The 26,080-nt window shown below is 44.6% G+C and carries 24 protein-coding genes; 3 read left to right on the top strand and 21 right to left on the bottom strand.

Annotation, left to right across the window (positions count from 1 at the left end):
• Positions 1 to 68 precede the first annotated feature (68 nt).
• From ACLTWA_RS17565 to licT, 4 genes are all read right to left on the bottom strand, one after another.
• Positions 69 to 1,715, bottom strand: a complete 1,647-nt coding sequence (locus tag ACLTWA_RS17565) for a nucleoside hydrolase-like domain-containing protein (protein ID WP_412329198.1) — start codon at positions 1,713 to 1,715, stop codon at positions 69 to 71.
• A 73-nt stretch (positions 1,716 to 1,788) separates the two neighbouring features.
• Positions 1,789 to 3,225: a glycoside hydrolase family 1 protein gene (locus tag ACLTWA_RS17570; protein ID WP_412329199.1), complete on the bottom strand. Its 1,437-nt coding sequence runs from the start codon at positions 3,223 to 3,225 to the stop codon at positions 1,789 to 1,791.
• A 17-nt stretch (positions 3,226 to 3,242) separates the two neighbouring features.
• On the bottom strand, positions 3,243 to 5,114 hold the full coding sequence (locus ACLTWA_RS17575) for a beta-glucoside-specific PTS transporter subunit IIABC (RefSeq protein ID WP_412329200.1): 1,872 nt from the start codon (positions 5,112 to 5,114) through the stop codon (positions 3,243 to 3,245).
• A gap of 208 nt (positions 5,115 to 5,322) precedes the next feature.
• Positions 5,323 to 6,162, bottom strand: coding sequence for a BglG family transcription antiterminator LicT (gene licT / locus ACLTWA_RS17580; RefSeq protein WP_412329201.1), 840 nt, complete (start codon positions 6,160 to 6,162; stop codon positions 5,323 to 5,325).
• Between the two features lie 368 nt (positions 6,163 to 6,530).
• Here licT and ACLTWA_RS17585 point away from each other — a divergent pair, with 368 nt between their 5' ends.
• Complete coding sequence (locus ACLTWA_RS17585) at positions 6,531 to 6,857, top strand: ArsR/SmtB family transcription factor (protein WP_412329202.1); 327 nt, start codon at positions 6,531 to 6,533, stop codon at positions 6,855 to 6,857.
• A 24-nt stretch (positions 6,858 to 6,881) separates the two neighbouring features.
• Positions 6,882 to 8,222 (top strand): MATE family efflux transporter, encoded by a 1,341-nt coding sequence (locus ACLTWA_RS17590; RefSeq protein ID WP_412329203.1) that lies wholly within the window; start codon positions 6,882 to 6,884, stop codon positions 8,220 to 8,222.
• 24 nt (positions 8,223 to 8,246) lie between these two features.
• On the opposite strand, the gene ACLTWA_RS17595 is transcribed toward ACLTWA_RS17590, so the two are convergent.
• From ACLTWA_RS17595 to ACLTWA_RS17640, 10 genes are all read right to left on the bottom strand, one after another.
• A complete protein-coding gene (locus tag ACLTWA_RS17595; RefSeq protein ID WP_412329204.1) occupies positions 8,247 to 9,830 on the bottom strand; it encodes a glycoside hydrolase family 43 protein in 1,584 nt (527 codons plus the stop codon).
• 23 nt (positions 9,831 to 9,853) lie between these two features.
• Entirely contained in the window at positions 9,854 to 11,230 is a 1,377-nt protein-coding gene (locus ACLTWA_RS17600) for an ABC transporter substrate-binding protein (protein WP_412329205.1), read from the bottom strand.
• 56 nt (positions 11,231 to 11,286) lie between these two features.
• The gene (locus tag ACLTWA_RS17605) at positions 11,287 to 12,135 is read right to left on the bottom strand and encodes a carbohydrate ABC transporter permease (RefSeq protein WP_412329206.1); all 849 of its coding nucleotides are present in this window, start codon (positions 12,133 to 12,135) and stop codon (positions 11,287 to 11,289) included.
• A gap of 5 nt (positions 12,136 to 12,140) precedes the next feature.
• Positions 12,141 to 13,079, bottom strand: a complete 939-nt coding sequence (locus ACLTWA_RS17610; RefSeq protein ID WP_412329207.1) for a carbohydrate ABC transporter permease — start codon at positions 13,077 to 13,079, stop codon at positions 12,141 to 12,143.
• A 20-nt stretch (positions 13,080 to 13,099) separates the two neighbouring features.
• Positions 13,100 to 14,245 carry an enolase C-terminal domain-like protein gene (locus ACLTWA_RS17615; RefSeq protein WP_412329208.1) on the bottom strand — a complete coding sequence of 382 codons (1,146 nt, stop codon included), beginning with the start codon at positions 14,243 to 14,245 and terminating at the stop codon, positions 13,100 to 13,102.
• 206 nt (positions 14,246 to 14,451) lie between these two features.
• Positions 14,452 to 16,389: a sigma 54-interacting transcriptional regulator gene (locus ACLTWA_RS17620; protein WP_412329209.1), complete on the bottom strand. Its 1,938-nt coding sequence runs from the start codon at positions 16,387 to 16,389 to the stop codon at positions 14,452 to 14,454.
• Between the two features lie 27 nt (positions 16,390 to 16,416).
• Complete coding sequence (locus ACLTWA_RS17625) at positions 16,417 to 17,280, bottom strand: MBL fold metallo-hydrolase (RefSeq protein ID WP_412329210.1); 864 nt, start codon at positions 17,278 to 17,280, stop codon at positions 16,417 to 16,419.
• Between the two features lie 19 nt (positions 17,281 to 17,299).
• Positions 17,300 to 18,208, bottom strand: coding sequence for an amidohydrolase family protein (locus ACLTWA_RS17630; RefSeq protein WP_412329211.1), 909 nt, complete (start codon positions 18,206 to 18,208; stop codon positions 17,300 to 17,302).
• Positions 18,209 to 18,349: 141 nt separating this feature from the next.
• The gene (locus ACLTWA_RS17635; protein WP_412329212.1) at positions 18,350 to 19,048 is read right to left on the bottom strand and encodes a class I SAM-dependent methyltransferase; all 699 of its coding nucleotides are present in this window, start codon (positions 19,046 to 19,048) and stop codon (positions 18,350 to 18,352) included.
• A 194-nt stretch (positions 19,049 to 19,242) separates the two neighbouring features.
• On the bottom strand, positions 19,243 to 19,698 hold the full coding sequence (locus ACLTWA_RS17640) for a GNAT family N-acetyltransferase (protein ID WP_412329213.1): 456 nt from the start codon (positions 19,696 to 19,698) through the stop codon (positions 19,243 to 19,245).
• 441 nt (positions 19,699 to 20,139) lie between these two features.
• Here ACLTWA_RS17640 and ACLTWA_RS17645 point away from each other — a divergent pair, with 441 nt between their 5' ends.
• Complete coding sequence (locus ACLTWA_RS17645) at positions 20,140 to 20,748, top strand: YHYH domain-containing protein (RefSeq protein ID WP_412329214.1); 609 nt, start codon at positions 20,140 to 20,142, stop codon at positions 20,746 to 20,748.
• A gap of 990 nt (positions 20,749 to 21,738) precedes the next feature.
• On the opposite strand, the gene rpsR is transcribed toward ACLTWA_RS17645, so the two are convergent.
• The 7 genes from rpsR to ACLTWA_RS17680 all read right to left on the bottom strand — a co-directional run bounded on the left by rpsR (position 21,739) and on the right by ACLTWA_RS17680 (position 26,080).
• Positions 21,739 to 22,005, bottom strand: a complete 267-nt coding sequence (gene rpsR, locus ACLTWA_RS17650; protein ID WP_143322008.1) for a 30S ribosomal protein S18 — start codon at positions 22,003 to 22,005, stop codon at positions 21,739 to 21,741.
• A gap of 21 nt (positions 22,006 to 22,026) precedes the next feature.
• Positions 22,027 to 22,479 carry a single-stranded DNA-binding protein gene (locus ACLTWA_RS17655; RefSeq protein WP_412329215.1) on the bottom strand — a complete coding sequence of 151 codons (453 nt, stop codon included), beginning with the start codon at positions 22,477 to 22,479 and terminating at the stop codon, positions 22,027 to 22,029.
• Between the two features lie 22 nt (positions 22,480 to 22,501).
• Entirely contained in the window at positions 22,502 to 22,789 is a 288-nt protein-coding gene (gene rpsF / locus ACLTWA_RS17660; RefSeq protein ID WP_412329216.1) for a 30S ribosomal protein S6, read from the bottom strand.
• 150 nt (positions 22,790 to 22,939) lie between these two features.
• The gene (locus ACLTWA_RS17665; protein ID WP_412329217.1) at positions 22,940 to 23,137 is read right to left on the bottom strand and encodes a DUF951 domain-containing protein; all 198 of its coding nucleotides are present in this window, start codon (positions 23,135 to 23,137) and stop codon (positions 22,940 to 22,942) included.
• Positions 23,138 to 23,179: 42 nt separating this feature from the next.
• A complete protein-coding gene (gene mgrA, locus ACLTWA_RS17670; protein ID WP_412329218.1) occupies positions 23,180 to 24,169 on the bottom strand; it encodes an L-glyceraldehyde 3-phosphate reductase in 990 nt (329 codons plus the stop codon).
• Positions 24,170 to 24,187: 18 nt separating this feature from the next.
• Complete coding sequence (locus tag ACLTWA_RS17675; protein WP_412329219.1) at positions 24,188 to 24,919, bottom strand: NAD-dependent protein deacylase; 732 nt, start codon at positions 24,917 to 24,919, stop codon at positions 24,188 to 24,190.
• A 111-nt stretch (positions 24,920 to 25,030) separates the two neighbouring features.
• Positions 25,031 to 26,080 carry a GNAT family N-acetyltransferase gene (locus ACLTWA_RS17680; RefSeq protein ID WP_412329220.1) on the bottom strand — a complete coding sequence of 350 codons (1,050 nt, stop codon included), beginning with the start codon at positions 26,078 to 26,080 and terminating at the stop codon, positions 25,031 to 25,033.

Genomic DNA, 26,080 nt, shown 5'->3' on the forward strand with positions numbered 1-26,080 from the left:
CTGTTTGATTATTTGGTACCAGTCATGATACACATTTAAAATATATTGGTACCAATTATCCAATTCTACTATTTTACAGTAATAATTACACGCTGATAATGCTTCAGATTATGCTCCCCATTATCCTGAACCTCAGCAATCATATGAATCGTATCTCCAGTTCTGGCATCCGCAGGAATCGTAAAACTTACCGTTTGGGTATCCTTTCCCTCCAGCTGGATTGTGTCCGTCTGCTCACCCTCAATCAAATCCCGATGCAGACCAAGCTGCATATCTCCGGCTATCTCTGCCTCTGCCTCAGGAACCTCCCCTTTTACTTCCTCATAGGTGTCAGCTTCAAAATACCTCCACCACCGGTAAGTCAGCTCGTCCCCATCCGGATCTTCACCCTGGGCAGTTAAAGTTATCTTTTCACCAGGTTTCGCTGTAAGATCAAGGCCTTCTTTGATCGTTAAAGAGGGATTATGGTTGGCATCCTCATAATTTTCCGCCACCGCCCAATCCGCGCGGGCTGCAAAATCATCCTGAATGTCATCGAACCAGCGCATTAACGAATATTCCGCTTCGTACCGGCCGGTAAATGGATTAAAGTCCAACACATTATTACGGTAAAGTTTGTCATTAACCACTCCAAACCGTCCGCCCCAGCCTCCATAAGACGGATCTTCCATACTGCGCAGGCCATTATCGATCAGATAGAAAAAGGAGGGCGAATCACCTTCTGAAATAAAGTCATACCGGTTATATTGCGGGTTATTCTTCAAGTACTCCTCGCTGCCCCTCTGTTCCTCTGAAAGTTCACCATCGATTACTTTACCATCTCCTATCAGAGCATACATTTCCAGCAATTTGCCATGTCCTGTCAAAATATTTTTATAATTCCATTCTCCCTGCAGGCGGCTGTTCACTTCATCCGTATGATATTTCCATGCATACGCAAAATGCCAGAAGTTTGACTGGTCATTAATGATGCGGATGTCCGGCCAGCTTTTCGCAATATATTCATTATAACTTTCGTCCTGATCAAGAATAATGTACAATACCAGCTTGTCGCTCACCTTTTTTCTTATCTGTTCCCATTGATCCGTATCTTTATATTGCTCCTCAATGGATTTGAGCGCTCTGGCTGTGGTATTTGTACCACCCCAGGTCTGTACATACAGGTCTCTGGGGTCATCATCTAAAAATAAGCCCTGTAAAAACTTTGAGCCATCTGTTTCTTTCTCCATCTCGCCCTTATTGGTAATATTTCCAATCTTCGTGATATTTCTGAGCGTTTGAGCATCCGGATATCCCTCTGCATGCTTACTTAAGTTGGGATAGATTTCCTCATAGGCATCAAGCATATCATAAAGCCATTTTGTCCCAGTCCACCGAAACGGTTCGATCCCCGCTTCCTTGTCACCGGCATAATGATACATGGAACTGGTTAATACAATGCCTGACAAATCCATTTCATTTGAATACAAAAGGAAACGAATGACTGAATTCATATCATCCACTTCACCATCCGTAGTAATGACTGTTCTCGCCTTACTTTTTACAGTTTTAGGCTCGGTTTTTACGTTTGAACTCTCCTTCTTTTCTGTATCACTGGTCAAGGCATCGGATTCAGGCGGCAGTTTTGCTTCCTGATTCCTCCCGCAGCCAGATATCGAAATACTCAGGCACAGGATGCTTGGCAAAATGACTGATAACCACCTTTTATTCGTCATAATTGATTCCTCTCTGATCTTGTACTTTTACCAGGGCATATATGTTTTCATATACGCCCTGGATTTTTAGTTTTTATAATACTTCTCCGTTGGTTTCAATGACTTTCTTATACCAGTCAAAGGACTTCTTTTTCCTTCTGGATAAATCTCCGCTTCCGTCATCGTATTTCTCCACATAGATAAAACCGTAACGCTTTGCCATCTCCCCGGTGGAAGCGCTCACCAGATCAATGCAGCCCCATGGCGTATATCCCATCAGATCCACACCGTCAGCCACTGCTTCTGCCATCTGCCTGATGTGCTTTCTTAAATAGTCAATGCGGTAATCATCCTGAATGGTTCCGTCTTCCTCGATCTTGTCATAAGCTCCCAGTCCGTTTTCCACCACCATAAGAGGAATCCGGTAACGTCCGTAAAGCTCGTTTAAGGTGTAACGAAGTCCCTTCGGATCGATCTGCCAACCCCAGTCGCTCGCCTCTAAATAAGGATTCTTTGCACCACCCATGATATTGCCGGAGCTCTTAGCCTCGTTTTTTGAAGCAGTGGCACAGTTGGACATATAGTAGCTGAAGGTGTAATAATCCACACAGCCCTCTTTTAAAATATCCAAATCTCCCGGTTCCATGGCAACTTCAATCTGATGCTCCTTAAAATAGCGCTTCATGAAATAAGGATATTCGCCGCGGACCTGAACATCGCCGCAGAACTGGTTTAAAATCTGGTTCTGCTGCTGGGCTTCTAAAATGTCATCCGGATTACAGGTCAGCGGATACGTTGTGAGCTGAACGATCATACAGCCGATCTTACAGTCCGGATCGATCTCATGACCGGCTTTTACGGCCAATGCACTGGCAACGAACTGATGATGCAGCCCCTGAAAGCGGAGCTGGGGAATATCCACCTGATTGTTAAAATCCGTAGTTCCTTCATTTAAAATACCAAGAGACAGAAAGCCGCCCAAAGGCATGGTTCCGGAGTTTATCTCATTAAAGGTCAGCCAGTATTTCACCTTTCCTTTATAGCGGGTAAATAAAGTCTTTGCATATTTCACATATAAGTCAATGCATTCTCTGGAGGACCAGCCGTTGTATTTCTCCGTAAGGGCAAAAGGCATCTCATAATGGGAAATGGTGATAAGAGGTTCCATGTTATGGCTTAAGCACTCATCAATCACCCGGTCATAAAATTCCAGCCCCGCTTCATTTGGTTCGGCTTCCATTCCGGTAGGGAAGATTCTGGTCCATGCGATGGAAAAACGGAATACCTTAAAGCCCATCTCAGCAAATAACCCGATGTCTTCCTTGTAATGATGATAGAAATCAATGGCCTCATGGCTTGGATAAAATGTATCCGGTTCTATGGTCCTGGTGATCCGTTTGGATCTTGTATGGGAACCTCCGGTACATACGTCGGAAGTGGAAACTCCCTTTCCCGCCTCATTCCAGGCACCTTCACACTGGTTGGCTGCTACTGCGCCTCCCCATAAAAAGTTATCACAAAATACTGACATATCGCACCTCTTTCCAATTATACAATGGTTAATAAAGTATCTCCGGCTTTCACCTGTTTTTCCTCACTGGGTTTCAGGCTGATGAAATTCATCATATTGGATACAAGGACCGGAGTGGTCAGGGACAATCCCGCTTCCTTGATTATCTTCATGTCAAATTCCAGCAGCAGGCTTCCTTTTTTCACTTTATCCCCGGTCTTGCAGTGGAGAGTAAATCCTTTTCCTCCTAACTGCACCGTATCGAGCCCCACATGGATGAGAACCTCCACTCCCTGATCTGTGGTCATTCCTACCGCATGCCTGGTATCAGTCACCGCACTGATGATTCCGTCTGCGGGAGCATATACCTTTCCTTCCTCCGGCAAAATTGCAAGCCCTTCTCCAAGGACTCCGCCTGCAAACACGGCATCTTCCACATCTGCCAGAGGAATTACGTTTCCTGTAAGGGGACTGGACAGTTCAATGGTTTCCACCAAAGGCTTTTTTTCCTCTGCAGAAGAATCCGGTATTGAAGCGGACTCTTCTTCTTTTATCTCCGGCTTATACAGAATCAGCGTCAGAACAAAGCTTACAACAAGTGCGATGATAAGAGCGATCACACCATTGATCATATTTCCAAATCCCTCTCCACCGATCATCTGTATTAAGGATAAGGAGGAAGGAGAACCTCCCATGGAATAGGCCACCAAATGGGTGATTCCAGCATAAAGTCCTGCAATACCTGCACCAATTACGCTGGCAATCATAGGCGTTTTATACTTAAGAGTCACACCGTACATGGCAGGCTCAGTCACACCGGCCACAATGGCTGAAATTCCGGCTGCGGATGCGGTCGATTTTACATCTTTATCCTTGTTCCTGATCGCTACGGCAAGAGAAGCCGCGCCCTGAGCCAGATTCGAGCAGAACATGGTAACGATCAAAATGGCATCAAACCCAAAGCTTGCCAGGCTGATAGTCGAAATCGGCAGCAGCGCATAATGCATACCTGTCATAACGATAAACGGCATTGCAGCGGAAAGCACCATAATGGCAAGCCAGCCTGCTTTGCTGTATAACAGATTAATGCCAGAGGCCAGATAATTACCAAGAATACTTCCAATCGGTCCCACGATAACCAGTGCAACCGGAATGGATATGAATATGACGATCAGAGGCTTTAAAAATACTTTTACAAGACTCGGACAGATCTTATCTGCAAAACGTTCAATATAGCCCATAAGCGGCACCATTAACAGTACCGGCAATACGGAGGATGAATAGGTGGCAGACGTTACCGGAAGTCCGAAATAAGTGGTGTTGCCTGCTGCCAGCAATGTATTTAAGTTTGGATGGATCAAAAACGCGGCTACTACCATTGCAAGGTAAATATTAGAGCCAAGACGTTTTGCTGTAGTCATCGCCAGAAGTATCGGCATAAAGTAGAAAAATGCGTCTCCGGCTGCATTTAAGATCACATAAGTACTTCCAGTGGTATCTACCAGGTTGAATGTCGTAAGAAGGGTTAAAACCACCTTGATCATACCACAGCCAAGCATGGCCGGAAGCAGAGGAGTCATACAGCCTGCCACAAAACCTGACAGGCGGGAGAACAGATTTTCTTTCGGTCCGTCGTTCTTTGATCCCGTTGTCTCTTCAAAATGTCCCAGCTTTACCAGTTCATTGTATACATTGGACACCTCATTACCGATGACCACCTGATACTGTCCGCCCTGACGGACGACCCGGATCACACCGGGAACTTTCTCAATTTCACTGTCTTTTGGAATGCTGCTGTCTTTTAAGACAAAACGCAGACGAGTGATACAGTGTGTAAGACCTGCCACATTTTTTTCTCCGCCTACTTTTTCGAGAACGGTCCTGGCAGTCTTTGCATAATCAAATGCCATAATTATTTCCCCCTTCATGTAAGGTTTATCGTGTTTTCTATCTGAAAAGGCCGATCCGCTGTCCGCGTATGCCTTTGCATTCATAATAATAGGATAAAAAAAGAACCCTGCCACAAGCAGCCTGCAGAATCTCTCTGCAGCCTGCCTTATGTACAGGGTCCTGCCCAGACCAGCATAAGGTCCGGTAACAATCCCATGACTTTCTGTTTTAATGCAAATCTCTGGTAACTTTCTCTATATGAATCATTAAATACATCATCTCTTCCCGGTCCACTTCATAATAGTACCGGTCATGGATATAATTGGCTATTTTTACAATGCAGTTATACGAATTTCGGTATTTATCCTTTAACACATGAAACCAGTCCTCATCGGTTGTCTCATACTGCTTATTCTGCAGCATACGCTGGGCGAAAAAACGAATGTGGGTGACAAACCGCCTGTAATCCCAGGATTCCGTATTTAACTTCACCTGATAAGAGGCTTCCACAATATCCACGATATCTTTGATGATCTTTGTAATCAGTTCAAGATTCTCAGGCTCTTTTCTGTTTAACTGCCCATAGACAAAATGAAAAGCTAAAAACATGGCTTCATCTTCTTCCATGGTCAAATTCAGTCTTCTTTTCACTAAATCAAGGGCATACTGGCCAACCTTAAACTCATTGGGGTAAAATCTTTTTCCTTCCCAGATCATGGCATTGCGAAGTATGATTCCATTCCGGTAACGGTCTGCTGCTCCCGCAATGTGGTCACACACCGTCAGAATGGTTCGTTCATTTAACTGCATCCCATACTCACTTTTTGCATAATCCACCGTCTGTTCACTGATTTCCCAATATTCCTGGGGCAGCTTTGCAAAGTATTCTTCAAAATGGCGGGCATCCTTTTTATCATTCTGGACAAAAATCCGCTCCACCAGCCTGCGGTCCACCTCATCGCCCTTTTTTCTGCCAAAGCCGATGGATTTTCCCTTTAGAATCACTTCTTTCCCCTCAGTATTATAAGATAATACCATATTATTATTCAGTACTTTCTCAATCTTCATAAGCCCCTTCAAGTAAATCAAAAAAAGACAAGCACAGAGGACATCACATAAAAAACTGATACGTGATAACAACCCTGTAGATCTTGCCTGCCTGACCAGTCACAAACTACATATCTATTTTGTAAAAAAAGTATAACACGAATAAATATAGAAGTCTATTGATAATACGTTCAATATAGCCGGTTATTTTTGTGCAATATACACAAAAAATTACTTAAAATTTATCCGCACTTCCATATTCAGTTTACCATAAAAGTTATTACAAGTCTAGAATTTATTAAAACCTTCTTGACAAACCAATGGAACAGCGTTATTCTGATTAAGCAATTACTTAATTAAATTTTACAGTAGAAAAGAAGGGAGGCATCATGGATTTTATTCAAGCGCTGCATGTGATCACAGACCCTACCAGATACCAGATCATTCGTCTGTTAATGGAGCGGCATTACTGTGTCCGGGCAATCTCCAAAAAACTTGGAATCAGTGAACCGGCTGTCTCTCAGCAGATGAACATCCTGAAAAAAGCCGGTATTATAACAGGTTCCAAGATGGGATACCACATGCATTACCTTGTAAATGTTGATTTCGTGAAACAGATCTTTGAACAATTTGCAAAAGAGATCAATTCCGTCAAACCAGAAAAAACACTGACAACGGAATGTATCTGCGAATATGAATGCGGAAGAAAACATTAATAGAACCAATGATAGGAGTCTAACATGGACAAAGATTATTTAATCAACGATAAACCTGCCAGAGCACTGGCTCTGTTTACCCTGCCAATGATCATAGGCAACCTGTTCCAACAGTTTTATACCATGGCCGATTCTGTTATCGTCGGCCGTTTTGTAAGTGAAGATGCCCTTGCGGCAATCGGAGCTTCCTATTCCTTTACCAACGTGTTTATCTGCATTGCCATTGGCGGCGGCGTGGGGGCAACCGTTATTACCAGCCATTATCTAGGGGCGCGCAATTATAAGAAAATGATACAGTCCGCCTGTACCGCGATGATATCATTTCTTATATTAAGCATTGTTTTAGCCGCAGTGGGCCTGGTCTTTGGCCGGACTTTTATGGCTTATTTGAACACTCCTGAAAATATACTGGATATGGCTTCCGATTACCTTGAAATTTATTTCTGGGGACTTCCGTTTTTGTTTATGTATAATGTAATATCCGCTATTTTTAATGCCATCGGAAAATCCCGGATTCCTTTATACCTTTTGATTTTTTCCTCTCTGTTAAACATTGCTCTGGCTGTTTTTATGGTATACAGCCTGGGATTGGGCGTAAAAGGTGCTGCCTGGGCCACCTTTACAGCACAGGGCCTATCCGTGGTGCTTTCTCTTTTCCTGCTGGTACGGGAATTTAAAAAATACTCATCCTATCTGGAAACTGCTTTTGATACAGACAGCTTTAAGGAGATGTCAAAGGTGGCGCTGCCTTCCATTCTCCAACAGTCTACCGTGGCGATCGGCATGCTTTTGGTCCAGTCTGTGGTAAACAGTTTCGGAAGTGAAGTACTGGCCGGCTTCTCCTCCGCCATGCGTGTGGAAAGTCTCTTTATCGTTCCCATGGTAGCCATAGGAAATGCCATGTCCTCCTTCACCGCGCAGAATCTTGGCGCAGGCAAACAGGACCGGGTACAGAAAGGATTCCGTGCAGCCAATGGATATATTCTATTCTTTGCGGTTATAACCTGCATCATACTGGAATGTTTCCATACACCGATAGTAGGTTTATTCTTAGGGGGCGGCGGAACAGAACTGGCTTTTCAGACAGGAACCGGATATTTGCGGTTTATGGGCTTCTTTTTCATTCTGATCGGACTTAAGATGAGCACCGACGGACTGCTCCGCGGCGCAGCCGACATGAAGATGTTTACCATTGCAAACCTGGCAAACCTGGCGCTGCGGGTCATCATTGCGCTTACCATGGCACCACGCTTCGGCGTTTTTATGGTATGGTATGCGGTTCCCATGGGCTGGATGGTGAATCTTTTGATCTCCTTCTGCCAATACCGGACGGGGAAGTGGAAAACACTCAGCATCAGCAGATAAAAGACAAGGGACAGGCCCCCCGGCCTATCCCTTGTCTTTTATCTCTTTATATTCAAACCAGTCAAAATCTCCATAATTACTGCTCTCATTTTTGCCGGCGGAGGCATATAAGCCGAGTATGGTACCGGTATATCCTCCTGCAGCTTCTCTGCTCAAAAATGTTCCATCCACTTCTTTTGCCATCTGGCAGAACGCTTTTCCCTCTTCCGAATAGAAAAAATCCAATTTCTGATACCTGGCTTCCACCTTTAAATAGATCCGTGTATTCTCCCAGGGTCTCCTTGCTGCCACTTCCTCCTGTCCGTGAACGCACCGGGTCAGGCGGATTTCCTTCCTGCCCTTAAAGATTCCGTATTCCATCCTCAGATGGTAACGGTGGTTCATCAGCAGTACGATTCCGCATGTTTCCCCCTCCTGCTTTGGTTCAAACTCCATAGAAGTGCTGAATTCAAAGCACATATGCTGCTGCCTCCGTCCCAGAAAGGAAGGAGAACCTTCCTCTGTTATCACACCAGTGCCAGCAAACAGCCGCAAAAAACCGGGACGCTCTGTCAGGCTGAAACTCTTATATCCGGATGTTCTGATGGAGATCCAGGCATGTGACAGCCGGGAGGTGTCAAAGTTATCACGCTCCGGCTCTTTCTCCCAGATATGCTCCTCAAGCTCCGGGGCGGGATAGGAAAACTCCACCCGCCCCGTATCCGGACTGAATACCGGCCATTCCTCTTCCCATAGGACCGGAACTGCAAAGGTTTCCCTGCCAAGACAGTCAAAACGTCCGCCCACCGGCCGGACCGCCAGCAGAACTGCCCACCACTCTCCGTTATGGAGCTGTATCATATCCGCATGTCCCGGATTATTAATGGGATAGTCTCTTCTTAAATTCCGGTGCGTGATCAACGGATTTCTGGGATCAGACTCATAAGGGCCGGTCAGATACCGGCTGCGGAATACGGTGGCCGCATGATTGCGGAAGGTCCCTCCCTCCGCAATCAGAAGATAATACCAGTCACCAATATGGTATATGTGAGGGCCTTCGGGAGCCGCCGCATTTACAAAGGCTCCCTGCTTTAAAAGTACATGCCTCTCCCCGGTCAATTCCCCGGTTTCCAGATCCATTTCCTGCAGCCAGATATGGCGGCCTCTTTCCGGCTGTCCGGGAAATGGGCGGCAGTTTCCCAGATAATAAGTCTTTTGGCCTTCAAAAACCAGAGACGGATCAATGCCCTCCGCTCCCTTTACAATGACCGGGTCAGACCATGGTCCAGCCGGATGCCTGGCATGGACATAGAAGTTTACATTTTCATGATAATTTTCATTCCTGACCAATGTTGTGATCACATAAAAACGGTCTTTCTCCTCATGATAGAAGATAGAGGAAGCATAGATCCCCCTGGAAGGACCCACTCCATCCAATGAAAGCTGTTCCGGTCTGGCCAGCACATGGCCAAGCTGATGCCAGTGAACAAAATCTTTGGAGTGAAAGATGGGTATCCCCGGAAAGTACTCAAAGGTGGAAGTCACCAGATAATAGTCCTCTCCCTTCCGGCACACCGATGGATCGGGATAAAATCCGGGCAGCAAAGGATTGATCAGCTGCTTGTTCATTGCCTTTTACCATATCCCTTCTTTTACTGGGTTTTCTTCGCCAGTTCCAGCTGCTTGTTGATATCACTGATCAAATAGTCTGCAACCCCGTCCGAATCATCTTCTCCGTAGCTGAGCATCTGCATTGCCATATAGTACGTCCCATCGGGATTTTTCAGTGCGGACCGTTCAAAAACAGGATCGAATTTAAAGGTGGTCCACTCCATGACCTTTTTATTGGCTACCGCCGTAATGCTGTCAGACAGATCCAGAGCTGCAAGACCGTTTTTGTTGGCAGGTACGCCCCGGGTATCCTTTAAAAGCTTTGCCCCTTCCGGTTCACCGAACAGGAACTGAATCAGCGCTGCCGCTTCTGCCGGATGCTGGGTAGACTTTGGGATTGCAAATACCATGGAGGCTTTTGTCATTCCCCCCTTATAATCACCCATTTTGATGTAATCCCCTACCTCAAACTCAAATCCGGGAGCTGCCTGCACATACTTTTTCAAGTTGCTGTCCCAGATATACATACCGGCATAGTGGCCGTCGATCCATCTCTGGTTGGTATCCACAAGCTCAGAGCCGTCACCAGCCAGAACCTCCAGCGTTGGTATGACATGGCGTTCTTCCAGCTTTGTCAGCCAATCCAGACCTTCTTTCACTTCCTCTCTGGTATACTGAAGCTCATTATCAATCACCCACGGTTTTCCATAAACGCTCTGCAGGTAATATACCATCAGGGTCATACGGTCCAGGGCATTTAAGATGAGGGGATAATAAGTTCCGTCCTCATAGGCTGCAAATGCATCTCCTACCGCATACAGTTCCTCTAAGGTCGTAGGAATCTCCACGCCCACATCCTTTAATCTGGTGGTATTCCAGAAGAATACCCGTCCGGTATTGCTGGCAGGCAGTGCCTGAAGCACACCATTTGTTGTATAATAATCAATATCCGACTTATCATAAGCAGTCAGATCAATAATATCCGACAGCTTATTCAGATCATAAAACATACTCCCGTCAGGAGAATAATTAAATACCCAGTCCATGTTCAGCTGGATCACGTCTGCTGCATTCCCGGATTTTAATGCCAGAGCCACCTTTTCCTCATGACCCGTAAAGGATTCATATTCTGCCTCAACCTTGATGTTCGGATACTTTGCTTCAAATGCCTTGATTCCTTCCAGAGTCGCCTGATGCCTGCTGTCTCCGCCCCACCAGTTCATACGGATCGTGATGGGATCTTTGGTATTTACCGTAAGTCCTTCTGCCTTTGCAGGCCCTGCGCTTTCATTGCCCTGTGCCGAGCCCGGTGCTGCAGTGGTTTCCACCTTCTGGGTCGGCATGCAGCCTGCCAAAGATGCAGTCATGGCCCCTGCAAGTACAAGTGCAATTCCCCGTTTCCATTTGCTCTGTTTCATTTCTTTACCCCTCCAACCTTCTTGTTTTTGCCTGATGCTCATTTTTCAGCCTTCTCCTAGCCTTTTACTCCCCCTGCTGCAATCCCTTCCACAAAAGAATTCTGTGCCGCAAAAAATACCACAAGTGACGGAAGGATTGCAATTAACGACATTGCAAGAACCCGGTTCCACTCAAACCCCACATCTGCATCCATGGACATCCGAAGGAAAATGGATACCGGATACTTGGCAACCGTGTTCACGTAAATGAGGGGACCCATAAAATCATTGGACGCCCACATAAACTGGAACAATGCGCATGATACGATAGACGGCTTCAGCATGGGAACGATCACATACCAAAGGGTCTGCATGACATTACACCCATCAATTTTTGCCGCTTCCTCCAGTTCTTTTGGAATCCCCCGGAGAAACTGGATCAGCATATATACAAAATAGGTATCGCCTGCAAAAAGAGACGGTATCACCAGCGGAAAATAAGAATCCAGCCATCCGATCTGATCAAACAGGATGTACTGAGGTACGTTTAACACTACCTGCGGCAAAAACAGGGTAGATAATAAGACTGCAAAGGAAAATCTTTTGCCCAGGAAGTTGAATCTTGCAAATCCGTATGCCGTAAATACGGCAGATGCAACGGTTACGATTACCTTTGGAATTACGAACTTATAGGTATTCGCCATAAAAAACAGCAGCGTCATCCCTTCATAGCCTTTAAATCCCCGGATATATCCCTCAAGGGTCGGAGCAAGAGGAATGAAGCCTATGCTTGAAAATATCTCCGAATTGGTCTTAAATGAAGCCCCGAACATCCAGATCAGCGGATAGACCATAACGATTCCCACCGCAACCAGCACGAAGTATCTCAAACAGGTATTGATTATCAATCTGGTTTCCTTAGTCATCTTGCCTACCTCCCATCCTCGTCACTGTAATACACCCAGTATTTCTGGCTCATAAATGCGATAATTGTAAATGTGGTTATAATAAGGAACAGCAGCCATGCAATGGCACTTGCCATACCCATTTCATAACTCTTAAATGCATTGTTATAGACCAGCAGTGACACCAGGGTGGTGGAACGGAGAGGTCCTCCCTGAGTAATGATGAACGGCCCGTTGAACTCCTGGAACTTGTGACAAAGCTGTGTGACAAAGTTATAAAAGATGACCGGTGTGATCAAAGGAACTGTGATACTGAAAAACTGCCTCCATTTTCCCGCTCCGTCGATGGAAGCGGCCTCATACAGTTCCTGGGAGACCCCTTTTAACGCAGCCAGGAAGATGACCATTGGAGAACCGAACTGCCAGATACGAAGCAGCACTATAGCAAAAAAGGCTCCGTTTGGATCTCCCAGCCAGTTAAAGGGCTCCAGCCCGAATCTGGCGGAGATCATATTGATCAGACCTTCGGTCTTAAATAAGAATCTCCACAATACAGCAATGGATACGGAGCCTCCGAGAATGGAAGGAATGTAGTATGCCGTACGGAAAAAGTTGACCCCCCGAATCTTAAAATTCAATATGTATGCAATAAAAAGCGCAAAGGAAAGTTCAAAGGGTACTGTGATAAATGCGTATTTGAAGGTCTGACCAAAGGCCTTCATTGTCATCTTGTCGCCAAGAATGGTCATATAGTTCTGTAAGCCCACAAACACAGGAAGGCGAAACAGATTGTATTCATGAAAGCTATACATGAACGAGGCCATAAATGGATAAAGTTTAAATATTGCAAACCCGATCCACCAAGGCAGGATAAACAGAAAACCAAAATTTTTCTTGAAAAAATCCCTTGGATTTTTGTATCTGGGAACCTGTATTGCTTTTGTTGTTTTACGATTAACCCCCATCGTAATCCCTCCCCTAATTTTTACTTATCAGCCATAAAAATCTGTTTGCTCTCTAAAAGACCGTCCCTCTCCAGTTTCTCTATATTCATGCGCTGCGGATTCCCCGGCAGATCCGGCTGGCAATAGAACCTTCCATCCCGCTCCTCAGGCTGGAACAATGTATAAGCTCCCACCGGCTTGCTGATTGGCTCATGGTATTCGATCTTTTCATTTTCGTTGTACAGGCATCCGAAAATGGCATTTAAATATATTCTTCCGCCGGAAGAGAAAGTAACCCCTTTTTCTCTTGCCAGATCCCGGATCTTAAGGATATCATCGATCCGGGTCATCCGCCCGATGGAAGGCTGCAGATGATCCACTCCCTTTTCTACATAAGTCTCATAAGCATAGTAAATCCGCATGGACTCTCCAAATGCTATGGGCATGGAAACTCCCATTTCTTTTAAGCGTTTGATTCCATTCATATCGTGGGAATGGATCGGCTCCTCAAACCAGGCAAGATTATAAGGCTCTGCCAGCTTAGCAAACTGAAAGGCTTCTTCCACCTCCCACCTCTGATTGGCATCCACGGCAACTCCGATGTCCGGACCTACTGCCTTTCTTACCTTTTCAAGCCTTCTGATATCCCGTTCCATGTTGGTGCCGTCATCACTTCCCACCTTAAATTTGACTGTTTTATACCCCTCTTCCACGTAACGGGTCATATCCTCTACCAGCTCTTCGTCCTCAAGCAAAAGGGAGCCTCCGCCCTTATAGGCTGCCGCCCAGTCTTTCTCCGCCCCAAGGAAACGATGAAGAGGCTTACCTGCTCTCTGTGCCAGAATGTCCAGCATCATCAGATCCAGCTGCCCCACTTCCACGGCCTGCCCGCTCTGAAAACCGGAATTTCTCATCCTCCAGTACAGACTGTCTCTCCACTGGCTGTAGCTTTTGGTTTCTCCGTTTAAAATCAGAGGAAGAATGTTCTTTACAAAGCTTCTGCCGACGCTCAGATGAGCACAAGCCCCTTCCGAATCATAAAGTTCCAGGCAGCCCTGCTCCGGTGCGTTTTTCCCCATGCCGCCGGTTCCGTCTTTAAAAGGCTTTGGCAGTGGAATGGGCCGAAAGTTATAATAAACCGCTTTCACAAATTTAATGGGATCCTGATAGTTAAATATGTCTTTCATAAGTTCCTCCATCGTGCTGTTTTCAAATTTTTACTATCTGTTAAGCACAGTATAACCGGATGATTTATGGCAGACAATTGACAGAATGACCTAGAAAAGGCATGCACAATCTACATATTATGCATGCCTTTCATTTATCTTAAAATTCATTTCATTAATGGGGTTTCTCATTGCAAAATCATTTCATTTTGAAAATATACAGCCGCTTATTTTTCATCCAGGCCAAATTTCTTCATTTTTCGCCAAAGCGTGGTGGTGCTGATATTTAACTCTCTGGCACTTAAGGAACGGTTTCCATTGTACTTTTTTAATACGGCTTTCAGCCGCTGGCGTTCCGGATTCTCATCTGTCTCCGGATGAGGACTTAGAGCCAGCTGTTCCTCCTCCTCCAGAGTCACCGCATAGATACTGGTATCCCTGTGATACAGCTCATCCAGTAAATCTCTCACATATTCTTCGGTAATGGCTCTTTTGCCCACGGTCAGGATCATCCGTTCACAAAAAGCCTCCAGCTGAATGCTGTTTCCTTCCCAGGGATACTCTAACAGGGCCTTTCTCGCCCCGGCAGTCATCACATGATATCTGGAGTACTGCTCCATGTACTTGCTTGTATAAAGGTCCAGAAGATACTCCACGTCTTCTCTGCGGTCTTTTAGATTGGGAATCTTTAAACGCAGAGATTTCAGGGTAAAATAAAGGTCTGACCGGAACAGGAACTCTCTGCGCAGAGCCGTCAGATTCTTCGCAGTACAGGCAATGATCCTGGTATCGATCAGCAGTGTATCTTCGATCCGGCTGCTTCTCATCAGCCGCCTGGTACGGATGACTCTTGCCAGGTTATACTGGGTGGGCAGCGTCAGCTTATCGATGCTCTGTATGACCAGAGTGCCGTGATTGGCTTGTGCAAGAGCACCCGGCTCTTTCTCCCCCTCTTCATCACTCCAGCTGCCAAACAGAGTCCTCATCTGCTGGTCCTGAGACAGGCCCGCCATATTGATCATGATAAACGGTCCGTTTTTCCTCATGCTGTAATTATGAATCCCCTGGGTAATGGCCTCCAGCTCCGGCCCGGAAATAGCCTCGATCAGCATAGGACTTGAGGACTGGGCATATAGCTTGGCAAGCTCCACCACCTTGCGCATATCCTTTAGATTCTTGCTGATATCATCAAAGGTTCCGTAAGCCACATATCCTCTTAAGTACTGCTCCTTCATCACCGACTTATCGTTCATATCCATCCGTTTTAAGCGGTTACAGGAAATTATGGCCCCATCCACCCGTTTTCCCACCACGATCGGCTCCATGGATACGACGATTGACTGATCCTGTAAGGTCAAAAATGTGGAATAGTTGTCCATCTCTCCCTTTAAGATCTGATCCAGCACATTCCTGTCCAGCCCGCACAGAAACTGGTCCACAGGTTTGCCGATGCATGTTTCCGTCGTACATCCAAGAATCTGTTCCATGGCCCGGTTCAGCACCAGAATCTTCCCTGCCACGCTGATCTTGATGATGCCGTTAAAGGCGCTGTCTAAAACAGTGGAGAACTGGGCATAATTATGCTGCTCGATCTCGGCCATATAATAGAGAGATTCCGCATTGTTTAAGGCGACCCGCATGGCCTCTCCCGTGGAAGAGATATAAATTCCCGGAATTCCCATCTGGTAGGCTCCATCCAGTGCCGCATTTCCCCCGATGATGATGTCCAGCTTATCGTTGGTTGCCCTTTCAATGGTCGTTCTCCACTCTTTAAAATCTTTTAAAATGTACCGTCTCAAATCCACATGATACAGCTGATTGAAATAGGTGGTATCACTGAGCATATGGCCCCAGCCGAAAATGCCGATTCTGGGACATTCCTTTTCCACAATACTTTTGGCCCGGTTCACCAAAAGTCCCAGTTCCTGAGCCGTCATCACCACCTCTGCCACAGCCACATTGGTATGACGCTTGATTTCAACCGCCTGCCGCCCCCTGGCAATGATGATATTGACCCCTTCCGATATGGCCTTCTGGGCTTCTGTGACCGCATCCTCGGTTTTAATCTTCTTTACCATTACCACATGATGATCTTTTTCTTTTAAGATCTCCTTTGTCTGTTCATACATTTCATCGCTTGGAACGAATATTGCAATCCCTGACATGTTTGTCCTACCACCTTTCTGCAACCATCAATCCTCAACAAGATCCGTTCCTTCCGCTTCTTCCTGAAGCATGACCTCATACCGGTTTCTTACAAAATCCAGATACCGTTTCCATTCTCCGGGATCAATAAAGGGGTTTGGCTCCTCCGGATGCTCTAACATAAACCGGCGTTTTTCCACGGTCCGGTTGTGCCCGGTATGATTTCCCAGCATAATGTCCACCCGTTCCTCATACACCTTGTTAAGACCTTCTAAAAACTCCTTCCGGCAGTGCCCGTTTTTGTATCTGTCAATAAATGTGCGGCACATGGTATTCATCCCTGCCCCGCCATGCATTCCTGCGGTAAGGCGGACCCCATCTTCTTCTATTTCCGTAAAAAAGGAAATCACCCCATCGGAATGCCCCGGTGTCGTCACGATCCTGACACTGGTATTTCCCAATGTGATCACATCTCCGTCCCTCATGGCTTCATCAGGCACAAAAGGCCCAAAGTATTGGCAGCCGCTGCCTTCTGTAAGAGCAAGCTCCGGCCTCTCCCGGAACATGACCACATCTCTCTCCCCCAGATAGGTCTTTGCCCCCGACAGCTCCTTTAAAAGATCCGTTGCACCAAAATGGTCAAAATGACCGTGAGTATGTAAAATGCAGCGAATATCTCCTGGATTAAATCCCAGCTCCCATATGGACTGGATCAGCATGGCTGCTGTGGTGGGATAAGTGGTATCGATTAGCAGCAACCCTTCCCCGGTATCAATCAAATGTGCCCCCACACTTTTATTTCCAACAAAATACAGATTGCCGTATATCCGGAAGGGCTCCACCCGGTATCTCTCCGGATGGCGGTAAAAATCCTCCCTGGATTTTATATTAAATTCGTACTTTGATCTCATGTTTTGCTGCCCCTTCTCTTTAAAAGAACAATTTATCAGCGGTATCATAAAATACCATCTGCTTTTCCTTCTCCGTAAAAACATCACTTTTTGCAATGTAATTTACATAATTCTCATATGTTTCCTTTTTCAGCGCCGACGGAAGATCCGTACCAAACATCATCCGGTCCGCTCCAACGATTTCTTTTCCCAGCTTTAGATAAGAGCGGGCATTCTCATATGGATACTGGTCCGGGCCGCAGTTATGAGGCACTGAAGCTAAATCAAACCATACATTGGGAAGAGACAGAAGCCCAAGCCCTCGTTTTAACTCTTCCTCCTGAGCCATGGAAGCTGCTAAAAGATGGCATACCACAAATTTCAGCCCCGGATGACCCAGTACAGACCGCCTAAGCGCCTCCACCTGCCAGCTTTCACTTCCGCATTTTCCAATATCAATAACGAAAACAAGCCCCTTTTCATCTGCATAAGAATACGCTTCCTCCATGATATCTCCATCCAACGGAAGGGTGTGGTGGTTGCTCATAAGTCCGGAACCTGTACTCACTTCAAATTTTACGATTTTAAATCCCAGTTCCTCAAACAAATGCCTGCATATCTGGTCTTTCTTTCTGGAAAATGGGTCATAAGACGCTGCACCTGCAAAACGGTCTGGATACCGTTTGACCGCATCGTAGGTATACAGGTTCTGAAACCCATAATAGTTGCCCTGCAATAGCACTGCTTTTTCTACCTGATTTTCATCCATGATTGCCAAGACCTGCTCTGCCGTCACCTGCTCTCCCCCGAATTGAGCCGGAATCATCTGCGGAACGATTTCACCGCTTGCATATACCGCATCTCCATTCCCGCAGGAACGCAGCTCTCCGCCCGCCCCAGTGCCTGCAATGTATTGTACCAGATGTACATGGCTGTCGATAATCTTCATACCTTGTCCTCTTTCTTTTTTTCTTTAATTATCATACAAGCCTGTGAAAAATGCAACTGTGTTGTAGGGAAGATGGATCGTCTGAAACAAGTCATTCTCAAATAAAATAAAAATTCAGGAAAGACTCGCCTCTTGTTCATTTTATTCCTTTTTGCATCTTAGAAAATATTGTATCATGGGTCCCACTTTTTCCGTTTTTTCTATTTCAAAATAATCAATCAGCATATCATCAAATTCCTGAACTGACATATGAAATGTATCCGTTCTACCCATATAATCTTCTATTATCATTGAAATCTCACATTCCGGACTGCCGATATGGGGAATATCAAGAACAAACCTTCCCCATGGCTTTATAATCCGATGGGCTTCCCTAATTGCTTCTTTAACAAAATCCTTTTCAAAGTATTCCAAAGAACCAATGCATGCCCCAATGTCAAAAAAGTCTGCCTCATATAGGGTATCATGCATGCTCCCGCAATACAGAGAACCAATGACCAATTGATTTTTGGCTACAAATTCACGAAGCAGCTCAATTGTTTTGCCGCTTATATCTACACCATGATATCTTGACGGCCAATGATCATATCCTCCAAACATCAGGTTCAGGCAACAGCCAAGATCAACAAATTCCATACCTTTTGCCGGCGCCAAATAATCCATAATTTCCTGCCGGCTGCTATCGGATAGGGTTCCTTCCATTTGCATCTTTTGAAACAAAGGATAATTTGGATGATTCGTAATAAACTCCGGTAATTCTTTGTACAAGTCGATACCTTTTCGCCCCAACTCAATGGTTTTATCGTAAGATTTGGAAACCAGTTCTAATTGATTTTTCAATATAATACTCCCCCTCATTCTATGGATTATAGAATTTTCTGGAAACACTGCCTATGATCATATGTATTCACCGCCATGTAAGCAATCATGGATATCAACAGGCAGTTGTCTCTACATGCTTATTTAGTCCCCCGGAAATCTTATCTCTATAATTAAATTATAATGATATTCTATATAATTTCCATGATTTATAATCAGTTCAAATATTTACCCAGATCAAACCGGTAGATACACTTTTCTGTTTCTCCGTTCTTTCTCATATCACTATCTTCCGGTACTGGAACTATTTCTTTTAACATACCGCCTGCATACTCACAGGTCTTCCTGGAAGCATGGTTATCCGGATTACAGGTGATGTTCAAATACTCCATTTTGTGTTTTCCTGCAAGTTCAAACAGAAGCATACAAGCCTTTCCCGCGAAATGATGCCCCCTGTATTTCTTCTCTATACAATAACCAATATTGCCCCCATAGTACACCTTCTCATTGTGACCAATACGCAGATCACATTTTCCCATTTCAGTTCCGCTTTTGTCACAAATGGCAAAATGATATGCCGGAAGCCAATCCTTATCTGCATTGCCTTCAACAGTTTCTTCCAATTTCAAAAAAATTTCATCATTTTTCAGAAAGTCTGTGTTTATAAACATATTTAATCCCCCCTTTTAGTGAATTTTCAATTATTCGTCTCTAACAATTTATAACCTGACATTTCACTGACTCTGAAAGAGGCTGTATTTTCATTCCTTATAGCTGCAATCAATTCAAAAAATCATAACTGCATAAAAATCTTTTAATAAGCATTTGCCGCTTTCGGTGTACAGTCATTTCCATAAAAGTCTCTTTGTCTCCTGATGGAAAACTATGTATAACGAAATGTTCCATTTCCAACTACATGACAACTGCCAGCCCCCACAATGTTATGTTATTTCTAACATAACATAAATCAAGCAAAAAAAACAGGATTGATATTACAAAATATCAGGCTGCAATCCAGAACCGTTCTTTCATACCATCTTCTATTATTTTATTTGTAAAACATGCTTTCATGTGATATGATTTAAAAAAATTGATACAGGGGGAATTTGTATATGGAAAAGAAAGTAACGAACAAAAAGCAAAAGGGAGGCACAAAAAGAATTAAAAAAGTTATTATGCTGCTTGCTGCAATTTTGACAATCGGATACGCAGATGCAAGATATGCCGATGGCATCATAATCGCACAGGCCCATTCAGGGCGCACAGACTCCCAGGGCGGTCATCATGATTATAAGAACAAAAGCGGTTTGGGCAGCTATCATTACCATCACGGCTATCCGGCCCACCTGCACCCAAACGGTGTATGCCCTTATGAAAATGCGAATGCTTCATCTACCGCCAACCAAAACTCCAGCTCAGCACCCGTTCAGAAAACACAACCAGCTCTGAATGCTGCAGATTATAAGCTGGTATTTGATTCTGCCTACTATTATAATAATCATGCGGACCTGCAGGCTGCCATAGGAAATAACGAACAGAAACTCCTGGAACATTTTGTCTCAAGTGGAATGGCAGAAGGACGTAAGGGATGCAGTACCTTCGATGTCATGAAGTATAAGGACAATAACCCGGATTTGGCAGCAGCCTATGGGGATGATTTAAAAAAATATTATGAACATTATATGAGCAGCGGATATAACGAAAATCGTATACATAATTAAAGTAAATTAGTTTTTATGCATAGCAAACAGGCTCTGTATGATATGATTCAACAATATCATGCAGAGCCTGTTATTATGTTAAAAATAAAAATACATTTCAATCCTATCTGAAACATATTTGTTCCGGAAACAGCCGGTCTTAAGAACACGTAACCACCTTCACAGAAAATATCCTACTATACAAGACATAAAACCCAACAGTGCAAATAGACCTATTTTTAGAAGTTGTATAATTTTGTCACTGCCAATATAAAATTTCTTGACCCATATAAAAAGGATAATGTAAAATAACGCAAAAAAGACAGCAATTGCCAAAGAGCCAAACAATATGCGAGTTTAAATCTCTGAGTCTAAATCATTTTTCCAATCCGCAAACCGAAAGCACTGAAATATAAATATTTCAAATAAACAAGGGGAAAAAGTGCTTATCCGGTAAAAAATATTTTTTTATTCATAAAAAACCTCATCTTAAATTTTATGAATCAACCGTACATTTTTCGTTTGAGAGATTTTTTCCTATCGGTAGAAAGATTCCTTATGTTTATGATGTTAGGCATATACCCTGTAACACGACTGTTCCATAACAATATTTGACTATATTCTTTCAGCTATGACAACTCACATAGTCATCGTCTTCAGCCTATTATATCTTCTTTGTTTAAGCATATATTATGCTTCTAATCGTTGCATTTTAATCAGACATTGATGTTACAAAAGTCCAGAGAGTTCCACTTAAACTTTCGCCTATTATCTCAGACTTTCTGACATGATGCTTTCTAAACGTTTCAAACCGGGCTTTGCATAAACATATTATCATCACCTTTTCACTTGTATTTCCACTAAAAAAAGACCCCACACTCTCATGTGAAGTCTTTCCATCTCCCGAAACTATCTTCCCAGCCAACACCTCGCTGAGAAAATCATCCCGCTCTGAGTAAATTTTGAGTAAAACTCCCTTACCCAGCTGACAAACCCTTATCAAATAAGGATTTATTCCATTGTATAAGGCATAAGAGCGATATGTCTTGCTCTCTTAATAGCAACAGTAAGCGCTCTCTGATGCTTTGCGCAGTTGCCTGTGATACGTCTGGGAAGGATTTTTCCTCTCTCAGATACATATCTTTTTAATTTATTTGCATCTTTAAAATCAATAACGCCGTTCTTCTCTCCACAGAATACGCAAACTTTTTTTCTTCTGCGCATTCCGCCTCTTCTGAACTTCGCGCCATCAGCTTTATCATTCTTATTAAATGCCATTGGTGCTACCTCCTATTCGATTTAGTTGAATGGAAGTCCTTCGTCTTCGACTCCATCCGGAATATTCATAAAACCATCACCGATCGCACTGGAGGGTGCCGGTCTGGAAGTCGGCTGATAACCGCCGCCTTCTCCAGAAGCTCCGCCCTTGCTGTCAGCGAATTCCTGTTCTTCTATGATAACTTCTGTTGTATAAACTTTGATGCCGTCTTTATTCGTATAACTTCCAGTTTGGATCCTTCCGGAAATCAATACTCTCATGCCCTGACGGAAATACTTTTCTGCAAACTCTCCTGCCTTGTCAAATGCAACACAGTTGATAAAATCTGCAGTCTGCTCATTACCGTCCTGGTTTCTCCGGCCTCTGCGGTCAACAGCAAGACTGTATCTTGCGATTGCCATAGAACGCTCACCTTGGGAATATCTTACTTCTGGATCACGGGTCAATCTGCCCATAAGGATTACTTTGTTCATACGATCACGCTTTCTTTATCGATTATGCCTCTTGTCTAACGCATAAGTATCTGATAACCGGCTCCATAATACGAACGTGCTCTTCTAACTCGTTCGGAGTTGTGGACTCGCCATCAAATTTGATGAAGTAGTAGTATCCTTCTTTCATTTTCTGAATTTCGTAAGCTAATCTTTTCTTACCCCATTCATCAATGCCAGTAACAGCTCCGCCGAAACGAGTAATATAACCCGTAACTTTTTCAATCGCTGCCGCTCTCTCTTCATCTTCGAGCTTTGCGTTAATAACAACGGCTAACTCATATTTGTTCATGCTTTTTACCTCCTTGTGGTCTCTGGCCCCTGCTTTCAGTTTCAGGAGCAAGGATTCTATATGTCACAAAACATTATTATAACGGAAACATTTGATAAAAGCAAGTCCTTTTCTCAATTTTAAGTGCATTTTACTGCGGTTTTCGTCCTTTTATGCCTTTGGAGTTCCATCGTTTCCTTTTAAACCTCTGGTATTTTTTTCCACCAGCTTTCTTGGCACCATGATCTGATGGCCGCAGCCCATGCATTTTAATCGAAAATCCGCACCAACTCTTAATATCTCCCACTCCCGGCTTCCGCAGGGATGCTGTTTTTTCAGCTTTACAATATCTCCAACTTCGTAAGTCATAAAAATACCTGCCTGCCCGTCACGGGCTGCCCTTATATCCGATTATTTTAAAATTCTGTCGATCTCTTCCAGTTCTTCCATGGTAAATACCATGTTCTTCAGACAAGCTGCGTTATCCTCCAACTGCTTCACGCTGCTGGCTCCGATGAGAACCGAGGTTACTGCCTCTTTTTGAAGTACCCAGGCAAGAGCCATCTGGGCAAGCGTCTGGCCTCTTTTTACTGCAAGGTCATTTAACTTGCGGATGCAGGATAAATTCTCCTCCGTGAGATAACGGCCGCCCACAGTGCTGCCGGCTCTTGCCGCTCTGGAGTCCTTTGGAATCCCACTTAAATAGCGGTCTGTCAGCGCGCCCTGTGCCAGGGGACTGTAGCAGATGCAGCCGGTTCCCGTTTCCAGCAATGTATCAAAAAGGCCTTCTTCCGGCACACGCTCGAACATGTTATATCTTGGCTGTTCAATAAGGCATGGCACCTTCATATCCTTTAGCATCAGGATGGCCTCTCTAGCTTCTTTGTCACTGTAATTGGAGATTCCCACATAAAGCGCCTTTCCCTGTCTCACGATGTCAGCAAGGGCTCCCATGGTCTCTTCAAGAGGCGTATTGGGATCCGGCCTGTGATGATAGAATATATCCACATATTCAAGGCCCATACGCTTTAAGCTCTGGTCTAAGCTGGCCATTAAATACTTTCTTGAACCCCAGTTCCCATAAGGTCCCGGCCACATATCAAATCCGGCCTTGGTGGAAATCATCAGCTCATCCCGGTATCTGCCCAAATCACTCTTTAGCACACTTCCAAAATTCTCCTCTGCTTTTCCCACCGCCGGAGCTCCGTAATTGTTGGCCAGGTCAAAATGGGTGATTCCCATATCAAAGGCCCTTAAAAGAATTTCCCTTTGGCTGGAAAGAGATTTTTCCAGTCCGAAATTCTGCCATAATCCCAGAGAGACTCTGGGAAGCAAGACCCCGCTTCTTCCACAGCGTTTATATTCCATTTTCTCATATCTTTCTTTTGCTGCTTCATACATCCCTTTGCTCTTCCTCCTCTACATTGATACTGCATCGTGAAGCACTTCTCCAATGCTGCCGCTGATGACCAGGTCAGCCTTTTCATCCATCGGCGTAACAGTTTTATTGATCAGAACCATCTGATGGCCTTTATAATAATCAATAAGACCGGCTGCCGGATAAACCGTCAGGGAAGTACCTCCTACGATCAGTAGATCCGCACCGGATATATAGGACACCGCACGGCTCAGAACGCTTTCGTCAAGGCTTTCCTCATAAAGTACCACATCCGGCTTTATGATTCCTCCGCAGCTGCATCTTGGTACCGCTTTATCCCCCTTGGCGGCAAGCATTTCCTCCAGGTCATAAAACTTCATACACCTTGTACAGTAATTTCTCTTAACAGAACCATGCAGCTCCAATACATTCCGGCTTCCTGCTGCCTGATGGAGGCCGTCAATGTTCTGAGTAATGACTGCTTTTAATTTCCCGGCAGCTTCAAGTCTTGCAAGAGCCTCATGGGCTTTATTGGGCTTTGCATGAGGAAATAACATCTTATTGCAGTAAAAGCGAAAAAATTCTTCCGGGTTCTTTCTATAAAAGCTGTGGCTGATGATGGTTTCCGGAGGGTACTTATATTGTTCATGATAGAGACCATCCACCCCTCTGAAATCCGGAATATTACTTTCTGTTGAGACTCCCGCACCTCCGAAAAAAACAATATTTTCACTTTTTCCGATCCATTCTTTTAACTGGCCTGTACCTTCCATATCTCCACCCTTTCCTGTAATAGAAAAATGTTCTGTAATAGAAAAACGCAGGGCGGATTCTTAAGAATCCGCCCGTTCTCACCAGTCGAACTCCGATGCCGGCGAACATATTTAAGTTACTTCGTCAAAAAACACACCTTTTAACGGGCGGATGTACGCAACCATCGCTTTCCATTCATCGGGAACAGAGGGCTGGCTGTATCCAAACAGCCAGGAAGTCAGCTCACCGATTTCAAGAGAGATATGAGGTTTCAGCTCCTCCTCAGCCCCGATGGGGCTTAAGGCCGATCCCTTCCGGTCAATGGTCCACCGGAACAGACCGTTATTTTGATGAATCCATGGATCCTCTACCTCAAGGAGCAACTCCATCTCACTGGCCGGACTGTCTTCTTTTAAGCTTATGACGGAGACAAACTGTTCCAAATGAATGATTCTTCCCATTGCATAAGGCTTTGAAGAACCATCTTTTTTTAGATACTCCGGCAGGCAGATAAGTTCTCTTAAATTCCCTGCCGACTCCCCATAATAGGCCCATACACCTGCCAGACGTTCTTTTTCTTCTCTGGTAGATAAAAGGATCAAATCACCCCGGTCGCTTCTTACTTCCCTGCAAAGGTCCCGGTAGTATTCTTCGTTTCTTAAGGCATAGACCTCATACTCCCGTTCCAGCTGCCTGCCAACGAATCTGGCCACCTCCCTGCATTCATCAGAATGCTCCAAAAAGGCACGGCGGCTCAACTGCTGCTGCCCCTTTTCGTTCAATGATTTTGCAGCCAGGTCACTGATATAGGTAAAGCCAAAAGGCTGATAAATGGCAGGATCCACAGGAACAAGAAAGCAAAAGCCCAACCGCTCCAAGTACATATCCATAAAACAGCGGCTCAAAAGCCGGCTCATGAAGCCCTGATGACGGCAGTCCGGGTGAGTTGCAACCCCTGCAATGTAATCAATCTTCCATATACGGTCTTTCATCACCACTTCGTAAGGATTGCGATGGAGCATCGCAGCCATAGTTCCTTCCTTCCATGCTGTCAAAACCCTGTTTTTTCGTACCCTGTCCGAAAAGTAATAATCCAGAAAGCTTTCAGAATCTTCTGAAAAGACTTTTTCCCACAGCTTCCTGCTTTCAATTTTCTCTTCCTGCTTCAAATACCGTATCAT

The organism is Lacrimispora sp. (genome assembly GCF_046972725.1).
Taxonomy (GTDB): Bacteria; Bacillota; Clostridia; order Lachnospirales; family Lachnospiraceae; genus Lacrimispora.

What these genes read in the sequence shown, in the direction of transcription:
- ACLTWA_RS17605 (WP_412329206.1), bottom strand. Translation starts at nt 12,135, where the DNA reads ATGACTAAGGAAACCAGATTGATAATCAATACCTGTTTGAGATACTTC.
- ACLTWA_RS17625 (WP_412329210.1), bottom strand. Translation starts at nt 17,280, where the DNA reads ATGAGATCAAAGTACGAATTTAATATAAAATCCAGGGAGGATTTTTAC.
- ACLTWA_RS17620 (WP_412329209.1), bottom strand. Translation starts at nt 16,389, where the DNA reads ATGTCAGGGATTGCAATATTCGTTCCAAGCGATGAAATGTATGAACAG.
- licT (WP_412329201.1), bottom strand. Translation starts at nt 6,162, where the DNA reads ATGAAGATTGAGAAAGTACTGAATAATAATATGGTATTATCTTATAAT.
- rpsR (WP_143322008.1), bottom strand. Translation starts at nt 22,005, where the DNA reads ATGGCATTTAATAAGAATGATAAAGCTGATGGCGCGAAGTTCAGAAGA.
- ACLTWA_RS17615 (WP_412329208.1), bottom strand. Translation starts at nt 14,245, where the DNA reads ATGAAAGACATATTTAACTATCAGGATCCCATTAAATTTGTGAAAGCG.
- rpsF (WP_412329216.1), bottom strand. Translation starts at nt 22,789, where the DNA reads ATGAACAAATATGAGTTAGCCGTTGTTATTAACGCAAAGCTCGAAGAT.
- ACLTWA_RS17565 (WP_412329198.1), bottom strand. Translation starts at nt 1,715, where the DNA reads ATGACGAATAAAAGGTGGTTATCAGTCATTTTGCCAAGCATCCTGTGC.
- ACLTWA_RS17665 (WP_412329217.1), bottom strand. Translation starts at nt 23,137, where the DNA reads ATGACTTACGAAGTTGGAGATATTGTAAAGCTGAAAAAACAGCATCCC.
- ACLTWA_RS17630 (WP_412329211.1), bottom strand. Translation starts at nt 18,208, where the DNA reads ATGAAGATTATCGACAGCCATGTACATCTGGTACAATACATTGCAGGC.
- ACLTWA_RS17595 (WP_412329204.1), bottom strand. Translation starts at nt 9,830, where the DNA reads ATGAACAAGCAGCTGATCAATCCTTTGCTGCCCGGATTTTATCCCGAT.
- ACLTWA_RS17610 (WP_412329207.1), bottom strand. Translation starts at nt 13,079, where the DNA reads ATGGGGGTTAATCGTAAAACAACAAAAGCAATACAGGTTCCCAGATAC.
- ACLTWA_RS17640 (WP_412329213.1), bottom strand. Translation starts at nt 19,698, where the DNA reads ATGTTTATAAACACAGACTTTCTGAAAAATGATGAAATTTTTTTGAAA.
- ACLTWA_RS17655 (WP_412329215.1), bottom strand. Translation starts at nt 22,479, where the DNA reads ATGAACAAAGTAATCCTTATGGGCAGATTGACCCGTGATCCAGAAGTA.
- ACLTWA_RS17680 (WP_412329220.1), bottom strand. Translation starts at nt 26,080, where the DNA reads ATGATACGGTATTTGAAGCAGGAAGAGAAAATTGAAAGCAGGAAGCTG.
- ACLTWA_RS17600 (WP_412329205.1), bottom strand. Translation starts at nt 11,230, where the DNA reads ATGAAACAGAGCAAATGGAAACGGGGAATTGCACTTGTACTTGCAGGG.
- ACLTWA_RS17675 (WP_412329219.1), bottom strand. Translation starts at nt 24,919, where the DNA reads ATGGAAGGTACAGGCCAGTTAAAAGAATGGATCGGAAAAAGTGAAAAT.
- ACLTWA_RS17570 (WP_412329199.1), bottom strand. Translation starts at nt 3,225, where the DNA reads ATGTCAGTATTTTGTGATAACTTTTTATGGGGAGGCGCAGTAGCAGCC.
- ACLTWA_RS17645 (WP_412329214.1), top strand. Translation starts at nt 20,140, where the DNA reads ATGGAAAAGAAAGTAACGAACAAAAAGCAAAAGGGAGGCACAAAAAGA.
- ACLTWA_RS17575 (WP_412329200.1), bottom strand. Translation starts at nt 5,114, where the DNA reads ATGGCATTTGATTATGCAAAGACTGCCAGGACCGTTCTCGAAAAAGTA.
- ACLTWA_RS17590 (WP_412329203.1), top strand. Translation starts at nt 6,882, where the DNA reads ATGGACAAAGATTATTTAATCAACGATAAACCTGCCAGAGCACTGGCT.
- mgrA (WP_412329218.1), bottom strand. Translation starts at nt 24,169, where the DNA reads ATGTATGAAGCAGCAAAAGAAAGATATGAGAAAATGGAATATAAACGC.
- ACLTWA_RS17585 (WP_412329202.1), top strand. Translation starts at nt 6,531, where the DNA reads ATGGATTTTATTCAAGCGCTGCATGTGATCACAGACCCTACCAGATAC.